At 61.0% G+C, this 16422-nt stretch carries 16 protein-coding genes; 7 read left to right on the plus strand and 9 right to left on the minus strand.

What is annotated here, in order from left to right:
* Position 1: 1 nt before the first annotated feature.
* The 7 genes from CO667_RS19760 to CO667_RS19790 all read right to left on the minus strand — a co-directional run bounded on the left by CO667_RS19760 (position 2) and on the right by CO667_RS19790 (position 6958).
* Complete coding sequence (locus CO667_RS19760; protein ID WP_097619964.1) at positions 2–826, minus strand: aldolase; 825 nt, start codon at positions 824–826, stop codon at positions 2–4.
* Between the two features lie 136 nt (positions 827–962).
* Entirely contained in the window at positions 963–1736 is a 774-nt protein-coding gene (locus tag CO667_RS19765) for an SDR family oxidoreductase (protein WP_097619965.1), read from the minus strand.
* A gap of 11 nt (positions 1737–1747) precedes the next feature.
* A complete protein-coding gene (locus CO667_RS19770; RefSeq protein WP_097619966.1) occupies positions 1748–2473 on the minus strand; it encodes an SDR family oxidoreductase in 726 nt (241 codons plus the stop codon).
* A 12-nt stretch (positions 2474–2485) separates the two neighbouring features.
* Entirely contained in the window at positions 2486–3781 is a 1296-nt protein-coding gene (locus tag CO667_RS19775) for a class II D-tagatose-bisphosphate aldolase, non-catalytic subunit (protein ID WP_097619967.1), read from the minus strand.
* Complete coding sequence (locus CO667_RS19780) at positions 3781–4758, minus strand: sugar kinase (RefSeq protein ID WP_097620010.1); 978 nt, start codon at positions 4756–4758, stop codon at positions 3781–3783. Before CO667_RS19780 ends, CO667_RS19775 begins: the two co-directional genes overlap by 1 nt.
* Before the next feature lie 29 nt (positions 4759–4787).
* Positions 4788–6014, minus strand: a complete 1227-nt coding sequence (locus CO667_RS19785) for an ROK family transcriptional regulator (RefSeq protein WP_097619968.1) — start codon at positions 6012–6014, stop codon at positions 4788–4790.
* 59 nt (positions 6015–6073) lie between these two features.
* Positions 6074–6958 carry a sugar phosphate isomerase/epimerase gene (locus CO667_RS19790; protein WP_097619969.1) on the minus strand — a complete coding sequence of 295 codons (885 nt, stop codon included), beginning with the start codon at positions 6956–6958 and terminating at the stop codon, positions 6074–6076.
* 296 nt (positions 6959–7254) lie between these two features.
* Here CO667_RS19790 and CO667_RS19795 point away from each other — a divergent pair, with 296 nt between their 5' ends.
* From CO667_RS19795 to CO667_RS19820, 6 genes are all read left to right on the plus strand, one after another.
* On the plus strand, positions 7255–8688 hold the full coding sequence (locus tag CO667_RS19795; RefSeq protein ID WP_097619970.1) for an extracellular solute-binding protein: 1434 nt from the start codon (positions 7255–7257) through the stop codon (positions 8686–8688).
* Between the two features lie 95 nt (positions 8689–8783).
* On the plus strand, positions 8784–9659 hold the full coding sequence (locus CO667_RS19800; protein WP_097619971.1) for a sugar ABC transporter permease: 876 nt from the start codon (positions 8784–8786) through the stop codon (positions 9657–9659).
* Positions 9660–9663: 4 nt separating this feature from the next.
* Positions 9664–10500, plus strand: coding sequence for a carbohydrate ABC transporter permease (locus CO667_RS19805; protein WP_097619972.1), 837 nt, complete (start codon positions 9664–9666; stop codon positions 10498–10500).
* A gap of 4 nt (positions 10501–10504) precedes the next feature.
* Positions 10505–10711: a DUF2160 family membrane protein gene (locus tag CO667_RS19810; RefSeq protein WP_097619973.1), complete on the plus strand. Its 207-nt coding sequence runs from the start codon at positions 10505–10507 to the stop codon at positions 10709–10711.
* Between the two features lie 58 nt (positions 10712–10769).
* Positions 10770–11831, plus strand: coding sequence for a sn-glycerol-3-phosphate ABC transporter ATP-binding protein UgpC (gene ugpC, locus CO667_RS19815; protein WP_097619974.1), 1062 nt, complete (start codon positions 10770–10772; stop codon positions 11829–11831).
* Between the two features lie 12 nt (positions 11832–11843).
* On the plus strand, positions 11844–12569 hold the full coding sequence (locus CO667_RS19820) for an SDR family oxidoreductase (protein WP_097619975.1): 726 nt from the start codon (positions 11844–11846) through the stop codon (positions 12567–12569).
* Between the two features lie 9 nt (positions 12570–12578).
* Here the strand turns inward: CO667_RS19820 and CO667_RS19825 are convergent, their stop codons facing one another.
* Positions 12579–12830: a hypothetical protein gene (locus CO667_RS19825; RefSeq protein WP_179874184.1), complete on the minus strand. Its 252-nt coding sequence runs from the start codon at positions 12828–12830 to the stop codon at positions 12579–12581.
* A 518-nt stretch (positions 12831–13348) separates the two neighbouring features.
* Here CO667_RS19825 and CO667_RS19830 point away from each other — a divergent pair.
* A complete protein-coding gene (locus CO667_RS19830; protein ID WP_097620012.1) occupies positions 13349–15331 on the plus strand; it encodes a diguanylate cyclase in 1983 nt (660 codons plus the stop codon).
* A gap of 33 nt (positions 15332–15364) precedes the next feature.
* On the opposite strand, the gene CO667_RS19835 is transcribed toward CO667_RS19830, so the two are convergent.
* The gene (locus tag CO667_RS19835) at positions 15365–16342 is read right to left on the minus strand and encodes a phosphodiester glycosidase family protein (RefSeq protein WP_097619976.1); all 978 of its coding nucleotides are present in this window, start codon (positions 16340–16342) and stop codon (positions 15365–15367) included.
* Positions 16343–16422 lie beyond the last annotated feature (80 nt).

Raw genomic sequence — 16422 nt, forward strand, 5'->3', positions numbered from 1 at the left:
GTCAGCCAATATGCCGCGAGGCTTGCTCGACGGAAGCCTGGTCATGGACGATCGCCATCAGGGCTCGCGTCATGCCGCCGGGATTGTTGTGTTGAATGACGTTGCGGCCATAGACGATGCCACGGGCGCCCTGCTCCATCAACTGCTTGGTACGGACCAGGATTTCCTGATCCGAAACGCGGCCGCCGCCACGCACCAGCACCGGCAGGCCCTGGGCGATTTCGACCACGCGGTGATATTCCTCGACATTGTCGCAGGGGTCGGCCTTGATGATATCAGCGCCGAGTTCGGCCGCCTGGCGCATCAGCGGCAGGATCTTGTCGATCGCGCCGTCGACCATGTAGGCGCCCTTGGAATTGTCCTGCATGACCAGCGGCTCGACCATCAGCGGCATGCCGTAGATCTCGCATTCACGCTTCAGGCTGTTCACATTGCGCACGCAGGCGCGGTAGACCTCCGGCTGGTCCGGCAGCATCAAAAGATTGACGACGACACAGGCGGCATCCAACGCGACGCCCTGTTCCACTGCCCTGTCGATCATTTCGGAAAACAGCTGGGACGGCAGGGGATTGCCGTAGATGTTGGCGATGTCGGTGCGCAGCACCAGCGCCGGGCGATGTTTGCCGGGGATCGCTTGCAGAATGGGTGCCGTCCCCGGCGGAAGCTGAATGGCGTCGGGTGCGGCCTCCGCGATCACCTCGATGGCCGTCTTCATGTTCTCGATGCCGGAAAGGAACGTCCGTTCATTGAACATGCCGTGATCGATGGCAACGTCAAAACAATTTCCAGACACGCCGAAAAGTCGGTTCAACCGCGCGGACTTCATCAAACTCCTCCCAGATATGGCAACGTTTCCACATTCGAATAAATGGAGCAGGACTGCGAGTCAAGAAAATGTGGTAACGTTTCCATACTGGGTTCCAGTGTGGACGGGACGCCGCTCGCAATTCGTCCCGCAAGGACTACCAGCAGGTGAAGCCTGCATCGACGTTGACGATCGCCCCGGTCATCAGGCTGGCGGCGCCGGATGCGAGGAAAAGGACAGCACTTGCAACCTCCTCCGGCGTTCCCATCCTGCCCATCGGCGTGTCGGCAAGCCAGAGCGGAATCCGCTCGCGATTGGCTTCGACGGTCACCACCATCGGTGTCTCGATATAGGTGGGGGCGACGGCGTTTACCCTGATGCCGTGATGCGCCCACTCGGCGGCCAACGAGCGCGTGAGGTGATGGACCGCAGCCTTGGATACGTTATAGGCCGTCTGAGGCTGGGGCCGGTTGCAGATCGTCCCCGACATCGAGCCGAGGTTCACAATGGCGCCCCGTTTCAGCGAAATCATCGGACGACCGAAGGCGCGCGAGCACCAGAAGACGCCGTTGAGGTTGACGTCCATCATGCGCAGCCAATCGGCATCGGTGAGATCCTCCGCCGGAATGCCACTCTGGCCAATGCCGGCATTGTTGACGAGGATCGTCGCCGGCCGGCCTGCGTCGGCAAGCTCGGTTGCGATCGCCTCCATTCGGGCCGCGTCGGTGACGTCGCCGACCCGGACTTCGACGTCGTAGCCTCTGTCGCGCAGCGCAAGCGCTTGCTCGGCATCGGCCTCGCTGCGTTCGATGACGACGACAGCAGCGCCCGCCTCCGCCAGCGCCTCGGTGCAGCAGAGGCCGATCGCGCGCCCTCCGCCGGTGACCACCGCACGTTCGCCGTCGAGGCGAAACCTTTGTTGATAGCTCATGTCATGCCTCCTCAAATGTCGAATGCGCTTGGAAGCACCACGATATCGCGGATGGTGACGTTGCGCGGCCGGGTCAGCATGAAGATGATCGCGTCGGCGACTTCCTTGGGCTCGATCAAGGCGCCGGCCTCCTTGGCCTTGCGAAGGTTTTCCTCCGGCCAATCCGCCAGCAAAGCGCTGATCACCGGCCCCGGAGAAACCGAGCCCACACGAATGCCGTTTTTCAGAAGCTGGCGCCGCATCGTCTGGACGAAGCAGGTCATCGCCCACTTCGATGACGAATAGACCGGTTCCCATGGAATCGCCGAATGTCCGGCGACGGAACTGGTGACGACAATGTCGCCGGTGCCACGCTCGATCATGTGGGGAATGACGTTTCGAACGTTCTTAATGACGACGTTGACGTTGAGATTGAGCATCCGATCGATGGTATCGAGGTCGGTTTCCATCAGGTCGCCGCCGATATAGGTGCCGGCATTGGCATGCAGAATGTCGAGTTTGCCGGTCTTCGACAGGATGCCCTCGAGCAGCCCAGCGCATTCGTTGGGATTCAGCAAGTTGATCACCAGCGGAATAGCGCGCTCGCCAAGCCGGGCGCAAACCGTCTCGAGGGCCTTCTGATCGCGGTCCACCAGCACGACCGTCGCGCCTGCAGCGAGCATCGCCTCCGTCGAAGCGAGGCCAATGCCCGACGCAGCACCCGTGACCGCTGCGATCTTCCCATTCAATTCCGTCATCGATTTCTCCTCCTATCTTGATGCTGATTGCTCATTCTTCCCGACGCCGCAGGCGGCGTGATAGTCCGAAAGACTCTTCGTCACTCTCCAGACCAGAACCTGTTCCGGATCGAGGGGCGCATCTGCGAAACCCTGCGCAGCCGGCATGTGCTGCCAAAGCAATGGCAGCGGCACGGATTGCCCTCGAAGGGCCTCGCATAGGCGCCGGACGGCGCCTTGCGCTTCAGCCGATGCCCAGTAGTAGCGGATGCGGTCGGAGAGCGAATAGTGACGCAACCACCGCTTCTCGCCGTTCGTTCCGTGGTAGTGGCGGCTCCAATTGCCCGGTTGATCGAGCATCAGCGCCTCCATCGCCGTATAGAGCGGCCGCTGGCCATAATCGGGCAAGAGGTCGGACGCGATTGCATCCAGCCCGTAGAGCGCCTCGCGCAGGACGAAGGTCAGCTCGGGACCGACCTTCAGGATGGGAAACCCGTCCTCGACCAGCGCGGTCAACGGGCCGGTGCCCTGATAATCCGTCGAGTGCGCCTCGAACACGAATTGCGGCTCGTCTGTCAGCACCGATTGCAGCGCATCGATCTTGCTGCTGTCATAGAGGATGACATTGTGATTGCCGAACTCGACGCCCGGCTGAACGACCAGACCGATGGCGCGGCCGAACGCCTCCGCCAGTCCTGCCTCGGTAAAGACCCGGCGGTGGACGTCGATCGTCTTCAGCGCCGCCGCGGCGGCCGTCGGTTCGATCGTCGTCAGCGCATGGTCGGCCCCACCCGGCGGCGGCACCTCGGTGCCGATGACATAAACCGGCATCGCGCCGCCCGCCTTCTTCGCCGAGACCTCGGCGACAGCAGCCAGCCGGGCGGCGCGATGCGCCGTGGTTTCGTCGTCGAGCCCCACCGGCTCACCCTTGCAGCCCATCGAGGCATCGAGGTGAATCTTGCGGAATCCGGCGTCGACATAGGCGGCCACCATCTTCTCGGCCTCGGCCATGGCCTCTTCCACCGGGCGGTCGCGCCAGGGATTGGGGCCGAGATGGTCACCGCCGAGAACGATGAGTTTTTCGGGGCACCCTTCCTCCGCCGCGATCTTCATCACGAGGGACGCGAAGTTGCTTGGCGTCATTCCGGTGTAGCCGCCGAGGTGATTAACCTGGTTGCAGGTCGCTTCGATCAGGACGGTGCTTTGCTGTTGCCCCCCGTGCCGGAGTGCTGCGCGAAGCACGATCGGATGGGCGGAGCATACGGAGGTCACGCCTTTCGGGCGGCCTTCGATCCTCAGCCTGGCCAATTCGTCGAGATGCACCTGCATCACGGCCGCCTTTCCGTTGAAGCGATAAACGCGTCGAGTTGCTGGCGAGTGCCGGCACCTTCCATCGGACCGAGCACCGTCACGTTGCGGGCGCCGGCCGCGGAGGCATAGGTCAGCGCTTGCTGCTGAGCCATTCCGAGCCGCCGGCAGGTGAGATAGGCGCCGCCGAAGCAGTCGCCGGCCCCGGTCGGATCGACCTCCTGAACGAGAAATGCCGGAGCGTCGATGCGGTCTCCGCCCCTGCCGAAATAGGTCGCGCCATCAGCTCCGCGTTTCAGCACGACCTCCTTGACACCGATCTCGAACAGGCGGCGGATCGCTTCCGCCTCGCCTTCGACACCTGCCGCACGCTCGAGCTCCTCTCCGGACGGCAGAAGGAGATCGGCCATGGCGACAAGCTTGGAAAACCGGCGCTCGGTGTCCTCGTCCAGCTTCAATTCCTTGCGAATGTTCGGATCCACCGAGAGCGTTCCGCCGCGCGCCTTGACGATATCGACCGCCTTGCCGATCACCTCCCGTGCACTGGGGACCGACAGAGCCGAGCCCATCACGTGAAGATGCCCGCTCCGATCGATGAGATCGCCGACCGTTTGCGACCAGCCGAAACGAGCGGCTGCCGATGTGGCGATGTTGTAGACAAAATCTCTGGAGCCATCCTTGCGATAGCGGACAAAGGCGCTTCCCGTGGGATAATCCGGATCGATCGAGATCGCCGAAACGTCGACGCCGTCGCGTTTGAGACGATCGGTATTAACGCGGCCGAAATCGTCATCGCCGACGGCGCCGACCATGGCCGCTTTGCCGCCCAGGCGGCCGCATTGCGAAATGAAGATCGCCGGCGCTCCGCTTGCGAACGGGCCAACCAGCGGCTGGGCTTCGAGAAACCCGTCTCCAACCGTCGTAGCGACGATCTCCACGAGGATCTCGCCGACGCAAACCGTGGGACCAAGCGCGTCCGGGGCCAATACTGAAGCCATTTCAATCCTGCTTTCGATCGTTCTTGTCGTCAACTCGTCGCCGATTGGACCGGCGCACCATCCTCACTGCCGAACTCCTCGTTCTCCAGTGACAGAAAGCGCTGGTGCAGCATGCATGCCGCCCCGAAGGCGGAACCGAACTCCGCATCACCGTCGACGACGATCTCGGGCGTGGGGAAAGGGATGTTCTGGCCCTCCGACATGTGGACCGCCACGCGGGCGGCGACCATCGGATAGAGGGATGCCACGGAGCCGCCGAGCACGATCCTGTCCGGGTCGAGCAGGCGACAGGCTTGCAGCAAGGCGTAGGCGAGATGGCGCGACCAGCTTTCGGCGATATTGACCGCGGCCGGGACACGGTCGCGAACGTCGCCGAGGAATTCCTGCAGATCCGCCTCCTCGCGGCCGACAGCCTCGCGATATTGCCTGATGAGCACCTCGCGGCCGATCAGCTGTTCGAACTTCTGGCCGCCGCTTCCCGGCACCAGGGTGTGGCCTATTTCTCCCGCCAGGCCGTGGCCGCCCCGAAACAGCTTGCCGTCGATCATGATGCCGCCGCCGACGCCGGTTTCCATGAGCAGGAACAGGGTCACGCCCGCGGCGCCGTGACGATAGCTGTCCCCGATCGCAAAGGCGTTGGCGTCGTTTTCGACCGCGATCGGGACGGTATCCGGGACGGCGGCCAGGAAGGCAGCGCGGCCAATCTCCTTCAGCGGCACGTCCCGCCAGCCGATGATCGGTGCCAGGGTGACAAATCCATCCGGCCGGATATGGGCCGGCGTCGATATGCCGAGACCCTTGCAGCTTGCGATCATGCTCTTTTCCATCGCGCCGACAATGAGCTCGACACCCTGCACCACTGCCGCCTCCACCGTCGAAGACGGTGTATCGAACGCCATTTTCCGGCATGCCCGGACTTCGGCGGAGAGATCGATAACCGCAGCCGATATATGCTCGACGCCGATCTCTATCCCGACGAAGAATGCGGCATCTGGCACCAGTTCGAGCATGATGCCCGGACGCCCGGCACGGGAATGCTCCAGGCGCTGCTTGCCGCTCTCATCCGACTCCTGAACGAACCCGCCTTCCGTCAGCTCGGCGACGATCTCTCCCGAGGATGAGCGATTCATGCCGAGCTTGCGGGCCAGATCCGCCCGGCTGAGGCTTCTGTGGGCGTAGATCGTCTGCAAGGCGGCGACGATATTGTTTTGCCGGATCCTGCGCGGCGAACTCCCGATGGAGACGGTGTCGTTCATTTCAATTCCCTTCAGTCGCCCAACCCTTACACGACTGGAACAGGCTTTCAGAAGGATAATTAAGGCCGCGCGTTTGTGGCGCGGCGGCGCTTGGCTTCGTCATATTTCAGCTCGATGTAGCGCTTCGCATGGGCTGCAAGCGGATCATTCTCCTCCCAGGTGTCACGCCAGATCGCGCAGGCGAGCGACAGGCCTTCGTCGACCACCGTCGTCGAGAAACTTTCGAACACGATGTCGCTGTTGTAGTCGATGTCGAGCAGCGCGTCGAAGATCAGATCGAAGTTGATGACGCCGTCGCCAAGATAACCGCGATTGCTTTCGCCGATGTGGAAGTAGCCGATCTTGTCGCCGGCGAGACGGATCGCGGCGGCCGGATTGGCTTCCTCGATGTTCATGTGGAACGTGTCGAGGTGCAGACGGACATGCTCCGATCCCGTCTCGGCGATGAACTTCAGCCCCTGCGCCGTCGTATTCAGCAGGTTCGTCTCGAACCGGTTGACGACCTCCAGGACGAGGTCGACGTTCGCCTGCCTGGCGACTTCGCCGGTCGCGGCGATCGCGGCCACACTGTTGTCCCAGCCCTTCTTCGTCGGCTGGCGATTGTACTTGGTGTGGGCGGAATAGAGAATCCCGCCGAGCTTGTTGCCGCCGATATCGCGGACCGCGCGAACGGCGTCGGCCAGGGTCTGCCTGCCGGCGGACACCACAGACATGTCCTCGCTCGATACGTCCTTGTCGAGCGGCAGACCCATCGTCACGCCGATCTCGACGTCAAGGGACTGGGCAAGCTTTGCCAGTCGATCGAGGTTAAATTTCTCCGGGCGCAGATAGGCAAATTCGATGGTGCGATATCCGTGTTCGGCCGTCTTGTTCAGAGCCATCTCCAGCCCTTCCTGCGTTTGGCCGCCTGTCCATACAAATGAATGGATACCCAATCGCCGCATAGGTCTTTCCTCCGCGATCTGCCTTTGATTTCGGACAGTGCTATGCCTTTTAGTTTGGCAAGGCAACAAATAATTTTTGGCTCATACTTTTTGCTGCCATGCGAAATATCTTTGCAATGCAGCATTTTATGCCACCCGCACCAAATCAATCTCTGCAAAGAGAAATTAGTTTCCGCACAAATCAAAGACATAGCTCCTATATTTGCATGTTTAGACAACAAATATTGCGCTGGCAGACTTTTTGGCCTACACAAGCACCGGCGAAACGATCTCGCTGCACTCTGGGAGGATTGGAAATGCATTATGCTTTGAAGGCTAGCGCGCTTGCGCTGACGCTCGGCCTCGCCGCCACCGCCTCGCCGGCCTGGGCTGACTTCTGGTCCGATGCCGGGGCTAAATACAAAGGCGTGACGCTGCATGGCGTCACCGAAAGCACCCCGCCATCGAACTACATCAAGAACGTGCTTGCTCCGGAATTCGAAAAGAAGACCGGCATCAAGGTCGACATCGAGACGACGTCCTGGGATCAGATGTACGACAAGGCCATCAAGGACATGGAAGCCAAGACCGGCATCTATGACATGGTCTATATCGAGCAGGACATCATCTACTCTTATCTCGCCAGGAATTTCCTCGTCGACATCACCAAGACGCTGAAAGACCAGCCGGATCTGAAGGCGCCGACCTATGACGACTCGAACTTCACCAGCTTTGCCGACTACTTCAAGGACACGAGCGGCGATCTCTTCGGCGTGCCGATGGAAGCCTTCCTGAAGACCTATCTCTATCGCAAGGACCTGTTCGACGATCCGAAGATCAAGGAAGCCTTCAAGAAGGAAACCGGCAAGGAGCTGAAGCCGGCAACCACCCACGCGGAATATACGGAGATTGCCGAATTCTTCACCAAGTACGGCAAGGACAACGGCCTGGAACTCTGGGGCACGACCGCTCAGGCCCATACCGGCCATCCGGCGTCCTGGTATGAATTCTTCGAGTCCATCGTGCCGACCTTCGGCGTCTACAATTGGGGCATCGACGCCAAGAACAATTATGCGGCGACGGTCGAACACGGCGGCTCGATGAACGGCGACAAGGCGAAGGCCGCGCTGAAATATTGGCTGCACCTGCGCGACATCGCTCCTCCGGAATCGACGCAGTCGACCTGGACGGAAACCGCAACGACCTTTGCCGCGGGCCGTGTCGCCCAGGGACTGATCTATGGTGAGAACGCCGCCTGGATCGCCAGCGATCCGGCGCAGTCGAAGGTGGTTGGCCAGGTCGGCTTCGCTCTGCCGCCGCTCGAGCCGGGCGTGCTGGACGATGCGAAGGCCGGAAAGGGCTATATCGGCTATTACGATGGCGGCGCCTTCGGCGTGCCGGTCACCTCGAAGAACAAGGAAGCGTCGCTGCTCTTCCTCGAATTCATCGGTCAGAACGAAGTGCAGCCCGATTGGGCGATCGCCGCACCGCGCATCACCAACAAGGCGACCTTCGACGATCCGAAGGTGAAGGAAATGGACGTCAAGCTCGGCGGCTTCTATACGATGCTGAAGGACGAGGGCAAGCTCTTCGCCGGCGCTCCTCCCTACCCCTTCCATGCGCAGGTGCGTGAAGCGACCGCTCCGATCTTCTACGACATCCTGACCGGCAAGATCGGTCCCGATGAAGGCCTCGACCAGATGGCGGCCAAGGCGGAAGAGGAGCTCACCTCGCTCGGCTATCGCAAATAAACATCCTCCCGACTGACGGGTCGTTTCCGACGACCCGTCATCTTGCGCTCCTATACGGAGCGGACGTCCACATAGCGTTCAATGGGGGATAGGCGATGCATTCGCAGAAGCTCGGATGGCTGTTGCTGTCACCGACCATCATAATCCTTGGATTGTTCGGGATCTTCCCGTTCATCTACGTCCTCTGGGTCTCGTTCCACGCATGGAACCCGTTCGCGGCCAATCCGGGCATGGTCTTCAACTGGGCAGACAATTATCGGCGGCTGGTCTTCGACCCGCAGTTCCTGGCTTCGCTCGGCATAACCCTGGCATTCGTCTTCTTCGCGGTCGTGTCGGAGCTGGTCCTCGGCTACATCCTCGCCCAGGCACTGCTGAAAGACTTTCCCGGAAAAGCGGTGTTTCGCACCATCCACACCCTGCCGCTGATCATGGCGCCGATCATCGTCGGCTCGGTCTGGAAGCTGATGACCACGCCGTCGATCGGCATCATTCCCTATCTGCTCCGAAGCTGGTTCGGCTACGACCTGAATATCGGCCAGAGTGCCGTCGCGGCCTTCACCGTGACCGTCATCATGGACATCTGGCACTGGACGCCGCTCGTTACCCTCTCGCTGATCGCCGCCCTCGTCTCGCTTCCGTCGGACCCGTTCGAGCAGGCGCAGATCGACGGCGCCGGCAAGAGCCAGATCTTCTGGCACATAACGCTGCCTTTGATCCGCCCGGCCCTGCTCGCCACAGTGTTCATCCGGCTGATGGACGCGCTGCGCACCGTCGACGAAGTGCTGATGCTGACCGGCGGCGGTCCGGGTTCATCGACGCGCTACATCGGCGTCCATATTTTCCGGGAAGTCTTTCCGAAGACGAATTACGGCTACGGTTCGGCCATATCCGTCATCGTCCTTTACCTCACCATCGTCGTCTGCTGGCTGCTCTATGTCGGCTTGATCGCGCCCCGCGTGAAGAGAGGTTGACGTGATGAAGACCCAGACCCCCTGGCTTCCCGTCGTCCTGTGGACCCTGATAAGCCTCGCGACGCTTTTCCCGATCTACTGGCTGTTCGTCATATCGGTGAAGCAGCCCTTCGACCTGTTCTCGACGCCCGACGTCATTCTCCGGAGCTTCTTCTGGAAGAACTACCAAGACGTGCTGACCAATCCGACCTTGCGCGGCTACATGCTCAATTCGCTGATCATTTCGTCGGGCAACGCGCTGCTCGTCACGACGCTCGGCTTTTTTGCCTGCTACGCCCTGACGCGCTTCGAGCTTGCCGGCAAGGAAAGCATCTTTTTTTGGACGATCACCAACCGCATGGCGCCGCCGGCGGTCTTCCTGCTGCCGCTCTTTTTGCTGCTGACGCAGGTCTACAGGATCGGCGACTTCTCGCTCGCCGATTCCAGGCTGGGCATGATCCTGGTCTACTGCTCCTTCAACCTTCCCTTCGCCATCTGGACGCTGCGCCCGACCGTGGAGGGGATCCCAAAAGAGCTGGACGAGGCCGCCTATATGGACGGCGCCAGCCCATGGGTCGTCCTCTACGACATCGTCTTTCCCCTGGCGCGGCCCGGACTTGCGGTGACGCTGATCCTGACCTGGGTGTTTGCGTGGAACGAATATCTGCTGGCGGCGACGCTCACCAATTTCAATGCGCGGACGCTGACCACCGGCCTGTCGGAATATGTGACGACCACGGGAACGGCCTGGGGCATCATGGCGGCGATCTCAATGCTGACACTGGTCCCGGCGCTGATCGTCTTTTCGGTGGTGCAGCGTCACATCGTTGCCGGCCTCACCTTCGGCGCCGTGAAAGGATGAAGTCATGACGTCTCCATCAGGAAATAACGAACGCAAGCCGGGCTTTCTGCCGATCGAAACGAACTGGTTCGACCGGTTGTTCATCTCGGTGGTGATCTGGGTCGCGCTCTCGCTGTTCTGGATGCGGTTCATCGAGCCGTTCGGGCTTTCGGTCTGGTTTGCGGCAGCCATTTCGGCGGTCCTCGGCGCCTATCTCGTCTGGAAGGGATGAGCCGATGAATTCCGTCAACGCCAAGATACAAGCTGAGCTGCTTTAGGGAGGAACGACATTGGCAAATGTACAGGTGAGCGACGTCACCAAGAAGTATGGCGCGCTTCAGGTCATGCACGGCGTCAGCGTCGACATCGAGGACGGCGAATTCGTCGTGCTGGTCGGCCCCTCCGGATGCGGCAAGTCCACGCTGCTGCGAATGATCGCCGGTCTCGAGACCGTCAGCGGCGGCGACATCCGGATCGGCGGCCGTGTCGTCACCAACGCTCCGCCGAAGGAGCGCGACATCGCCATGGTGTTCCAGAGCTATGCGCTCTATCCGCACAAGACGGTCGCCGAGAATATGGGCTTTCCGCTGAAGATGGCCAAGCGCCCTAAGGCGGAGATCGACGAGAAGGTCGGCAGGGCGGCCGAGATTCTCGACCTCAGCCGTTATCTCGACCGCTATCCGAAGCAGCTGTCGGGCGGGCAGCGTCAGCGCGTGGCGATGGGCCGCGCGATCGTGCGCGATCCGAAGGTCTTCCTGTTCGACGAGCCGTTGTCGAACCTCGACGCTAAACTCCGCGTCACCATGCGTGTCGAGATCAAGGAGCTTCACCAGCGGCTGAAGACCACCACCGTCTACGTCACGCATGATCAGATCGAGGCCATGACGATGGCCAACAAGATCGTGGTGATGCGCGACGGCAGGGTCGAGCAGATCGGCAAACCGCTCGATCTCTACGACTTCCCGGTCAACCTCTTCGTCGCCGGCTTCATCGGCAGCCCATCGATGAACTTCCTGCAGGGCCGCATCGCCACCCGCGACGGCGGGAAGATCGTCGTCACCGACCAGGGTATCGCCCTGCCCATGGGACATACCAATGCTGAGGAAGGAAGAGCCGTGACCTACGGCATCCGGCCGGAGCATATTACGATCGGCGACGAAGGCGTTCCGGTGGAGGTCTCGGTGTTCGAGCCCACGGGGTCGGAGACATTGATCTTCGGCCGCACGGGCGGCGTGCCGATCGACGCGCTGATCCGCGAGCGCATCGAGGTCGATCCCGGACGGACGATGTACTTCCACATCGATCCCCGACGTGCGCATATCTTCGATCGGGAAACGGGCCAGAGACTGTAAGGGAGACGATCCATGGAGTTCAAAGGAAAGACGGTCATCGTGACCGGCGCCGGAAAAGGCATCGGACGCGAAATTGCCAGGATGCTCGCCGAACGGGGTGCTGAGGTCGTCGCCCTGACGCGGAGTGCCGCCGACGTCGAAGCGCTGCGTGGGGAGCCCGGTTGCCGGGCCATACAGGTCGATCTTGCCGATGCCGATGCGACCAGGCAGGCTGCGATCGCTGCCCTTCCCGCCGATTTCCTCGTCAACTGCGCCGGCACGACCGAGCTCCAGTCGTTCCTGGAGACGACAGTCGAAGCCTTCGACCGGGTTGTCGCGGTCAACACCCGTGCGCCGATGATCGTCGCCCAGGAATATGCCCGTTCGCTGATCAAGCAGGGCCGCAAGGGCGCCATCGTCAACGTCTCGTCGGTCGCCTCCTTCATCGGTCTCCCCGACCACGCCGCCTATTGTGCGTCGAAGGGCGGGTTGGACGGCTTGACGCGGGTCATGGCCAAGGAACTCGCGCCGCACGGCATCCGCGCCAACGGAATCCATCCCACGGTGACGCTGACGCCGATGGCGGTGAAGGCATGGAGCGATCCCGAGAAGGCCGCGGGGATGAAGCAGCGCATTCCCGTCGGTCGCTTCGCCGAGCCAGCTGACATTGCCGAGGTTGTTCTTTTCCTGCTTTCCGATCAGGCGGCCATGGTGAACGGGATATCGATGCCGGTGGACGGCGGTTATATGATCGCGTGAGGTTCAGGATTAACGTGTCGTACGATCCCGCGATTGCGATACGGGAAGCGGCGACGTTGGCCGCCGCACCAATCGGCGCAGCTCATCCTGATCGATAAAATGATCCGTCACGCCCGCCTCTTTGTCCGGATGGCTGAAAACAAGACCGTCGGAATCCTCGAGCTTCAGAGCTTGCTCCGTATTCATGATCCCGAGCGCCTGGCGCTCGTACTCGGACTCGAGCGCTGCCTCCACGATGGCTTTTTTCTTGCGCATGTCCATGTCCTCCGTTCCTCAGAGGTAACGGACGGCCGGACTCGCGGTTCCCACCGGGGATTCACGATATGAGACCGGCTGAAACGAAAGCTGCCGGCTGTCACGGCAGCGCGGATTACGGGTTCAACCATCGATGCACGTGTCCTCAACGGCGCTGAGCAACCGTTTGATCCGGTTTCTCCCCGTTCTATCCAAGTTGCGCAGGCAATATCGGCGGCGCTTCAGCAAAAGCATTCTTTGTTAACTTGTAGACTGCACTTATTGGCTCCAGTCCCATCGAGCAATGTCTCGATGCGCTGTGAGCTTCGGCGCCGCTGCCGAACTCGCCACGTCACGAATGAATCGTGGCGCTTTCCCGCGATGCCCATAAATGCACGACGTCTTGATGCTGCTCTCGAGGGGCTGCCGGACCGGTTTGCTTCCAACGACTGAGGTAAATGCATGATCTCGAGCAGCCTGCTGGTTATTGGCATGCGAGCGGTCGACGCAATCGGGTTGTCGATCATGCAGGCCGGATCGTCGAAATGAGCGGTACCGGCATGAGCGCGTTGTTGAAGATCGTCTTGAGACCGAAGGTGGAGCGGAAAACCCGCCATACGCTGGCGTCGCGGGCGTTGCGGCTTGCGACACTGCGCATCGCGCTCGTCTGCGCTTGTGCGGGCGGCGTGTCCTATTTCATCAATCATTCCGCACTTGAGCAGTCGGTGCGCACGCAGCTCTCTCTTTCGACCGAACAGGCCTTGCAGCGCGAGTCTCTGCCATTCCGCGAGGTGAAGGACCTCGAGAAGAATTTCCTTGCCGAGTTCGACAGAATCTACGCGGTAACGGAAGCCCGGCAATCATTGGCCCGGAATTTCGACGACATTTTCTATCGCCATGAGGACGGATCCTACACCCAACGTCCGGGATTGTTTGAAGGCGACCCGTTGCCGGACGGGCGCAGGTTTCCCGGCATGTCGGCGACTTACGCGCCTGACGTGACGCCGGATGAGGATGTGAAGACACGGTTTGCGCTATCCTATCTGCTCTCTTACCAATTCGGCTCCGCTGCAAAGGGCCGGCTCTTCAACTTCTACGGAGTGGTTCCGGAAAAAGGCTTCCCGATCTACCAGGCTGCCGACATCGCCAAGGTTTTCAAATATGAAGGCCCGGATGCGCTGAAGCTCGAGACCTTCGAATTTTTCTCCCGCGGGTTCGGTGGGCCTCAAAACGATACTTTCTTCACGCGCATCTATTGGGATCCGTCCAACAATGCGTGGATGACGACGATTGCGACGCCCGATGCGCCCGACGCTTCGGGCAGACATCGCATCATGGCCTGTGTCGACGTGCTGCTCGACGATCTGATGAAGCGAACCGCCAATCCGACGCTGCCGGGCGCGCGGGCGACGATCTTTGCGGCCGATGCTCAGGGAACTCTGATCTTCGACGGCAAATACACCGATGCGATAACGGCCAGCGCCGGCGAAGCCTCGATTTCCTCGCTTGAAATCGCCGACTACCAGCCATTGCTGAAGGCAAGCCAGTCGATCGGAGCGGGTTCGGTGTCGCTCATCGACAGCGATAGCGAAATTGCCGCCGTCGGCCGGATCCCGGATACGCCCTGGGTGCTCGCCGTCCACTATCCGAAATCTCTGATGCGACCCGCCATCCTCACCAATCTCGGGATCGTCGTCGCGGTCGGGCTGCTCACTCTGTTCGTCGAACTCTTCATCCTCCGTTCGATCCTGCAAAAGCAGGTCGCCGAACCGCTGGTGAGATTGATCCGCGCCACGCAGCTGGTCGGCCGTTCCGGCGTTACCGTTGCCAACGACGCCCTGCCCACGCACTCCGACGACGAGATCGGCGAGCTTGCCCGCGATTTTGCGTCGATGGCCGCGCGCGTTCACGCAGCCCATGAAGCGCTTGAGGGAAAGATACGGGATCGGACGTCCGAGCTGGAGCGGCTCAATCAGAAGCTCCTGACGATCAGCCAGACGGACGAGATGACAGGCGTGGCCAACCGGCGTCGCTTCGACGAGGTTCTCGCGAGCGAGCTCGCCGGGCTTGGGCAAGGTCAGGACTTGCTGATGCTTGCGATGGTGGATGCCGATTGGTTCAAAGGCTACAACGACCGATACGGCCATCCGGCGGGAGACGCCTGCCTGAAGCAAATCGCCGGGGTGCTGGAAAGCAACACGCGGAGCAAGCAGGACCTCGTTGCCCGCTATGGCGGAGAGGAATTCGCCGTCATTGCGCGGATCGCCTCAGCCAGCAACGCACCCGTCATCGGACAGGCCCTGTGTTCGGCAATGGCCGCCGTCAAGCTGTCCCATGAGGGATCGCCTTTCGGGCAGGTGACGCTCAGCGTCGGCATTGCGCTGGCAGCACCCGATCAGAATATCTCTCCGGAAGCGCTGTTGCTCGAAGCCGATCGCGCGCTTTATCGCGCCAAGCAGCGAGGCCGCAATCAAGCCGTCGTTGCCGAGCCTTCTCATGACACGCAGATGCAGCAGATAGGCGCCTGAGTTCCCTCATCTCGGACTTGCGATTCCTTTCACTTATTTCCGCTCTACCGTCAAAACCATTGGCATGGCCCAGTTGACCTGAAGAATCGGCCAGCGCAGCAATTTGACGTTGTCGTCGTCAACCTGCGCCTCCCATCGCGCATAAAACTTTTGACTATAGCCGTTCAGCCGGACGCTGCGGTGCGCGAGGGGGCCGCCGTCGAGGTTAAGGGCGACCTTGAGATCGAGCGGCGACGCCTTGAGAAATTCTGCCAACCGATCGAGAGAAAAGAACGCCTCCTTCGTCGTGCCGATCACGATGCGGCCTGAGCCGTCCTTCGCGACAAAGGTTCGATTGGCCAGCCAGTTGCTTTTCACGTTCACATGAGTCTGGCCATCGTCGCCGATCAGAAGCGGATAGGAAACCATCGCATTCGTCGCCCCGGCAAGGGCACTTCCCCAATCTTGATGGGTCAGGTCACGGATGTCGGCGGAGTTTGCGTCTGCAAAGAAGGCGCCGGCCTTCGCATCATACTGCTGGGGTCCCATCGCTACCCCCTCACTGATGAAGGGCGTGTCGGGCCGGCCATGCATGTCGTAGTAGCTGCCATTGACGATCAGCACGGCCTTCGGCAAGGCATGTTCCCATTCGTCGATACCCGTATCACCCTTTGGTGCATTATGGACGACGAAGCGGAAGCGCGCCGGATCAATCCGGCTGAGAAAAATCCGGTCGACTTCGCGTCCATCGGCCAGCACCGGCAGTTCCGCCACCTCGAAGCCAGGCTCCGGCTGTTGCCAGGCCAGCGGCCCCGGCTGCGCGGCCGGAACCGGGCTCTTCAACGCCAATTGCATGGAGGCGGATAGCCGCTCGTCGTCAGGCTTCACGGTGATCCAATAGGTTCCGCCGCGACGCAATACCGTGTTGAACCCATAGGCGCCCGCGACTTGCCAGAGCAAACCTGCGCCAACGACAATCACAATGACCAAGGCTGCGGTCAGCCCGAATAGGAGCTTGCGAATTACTGACATCAAAAATTCTCTATAAGCAAAGAGTTAGGTTCGGTATGCGGCGCGATGCGCTCATCGTGCAAATGCAATTTCAAGTGAGG

This window comes from Rhizobium sp. L43, from assembly GCF_002531725.1.
In the GTDB taxonomy this organism is placed as follows: domain Bacteria; phylum Pseudomonadota; class Alphaproteobacteria; order Rhizobiales; family Rhizobiaceae; genus Rhizobium.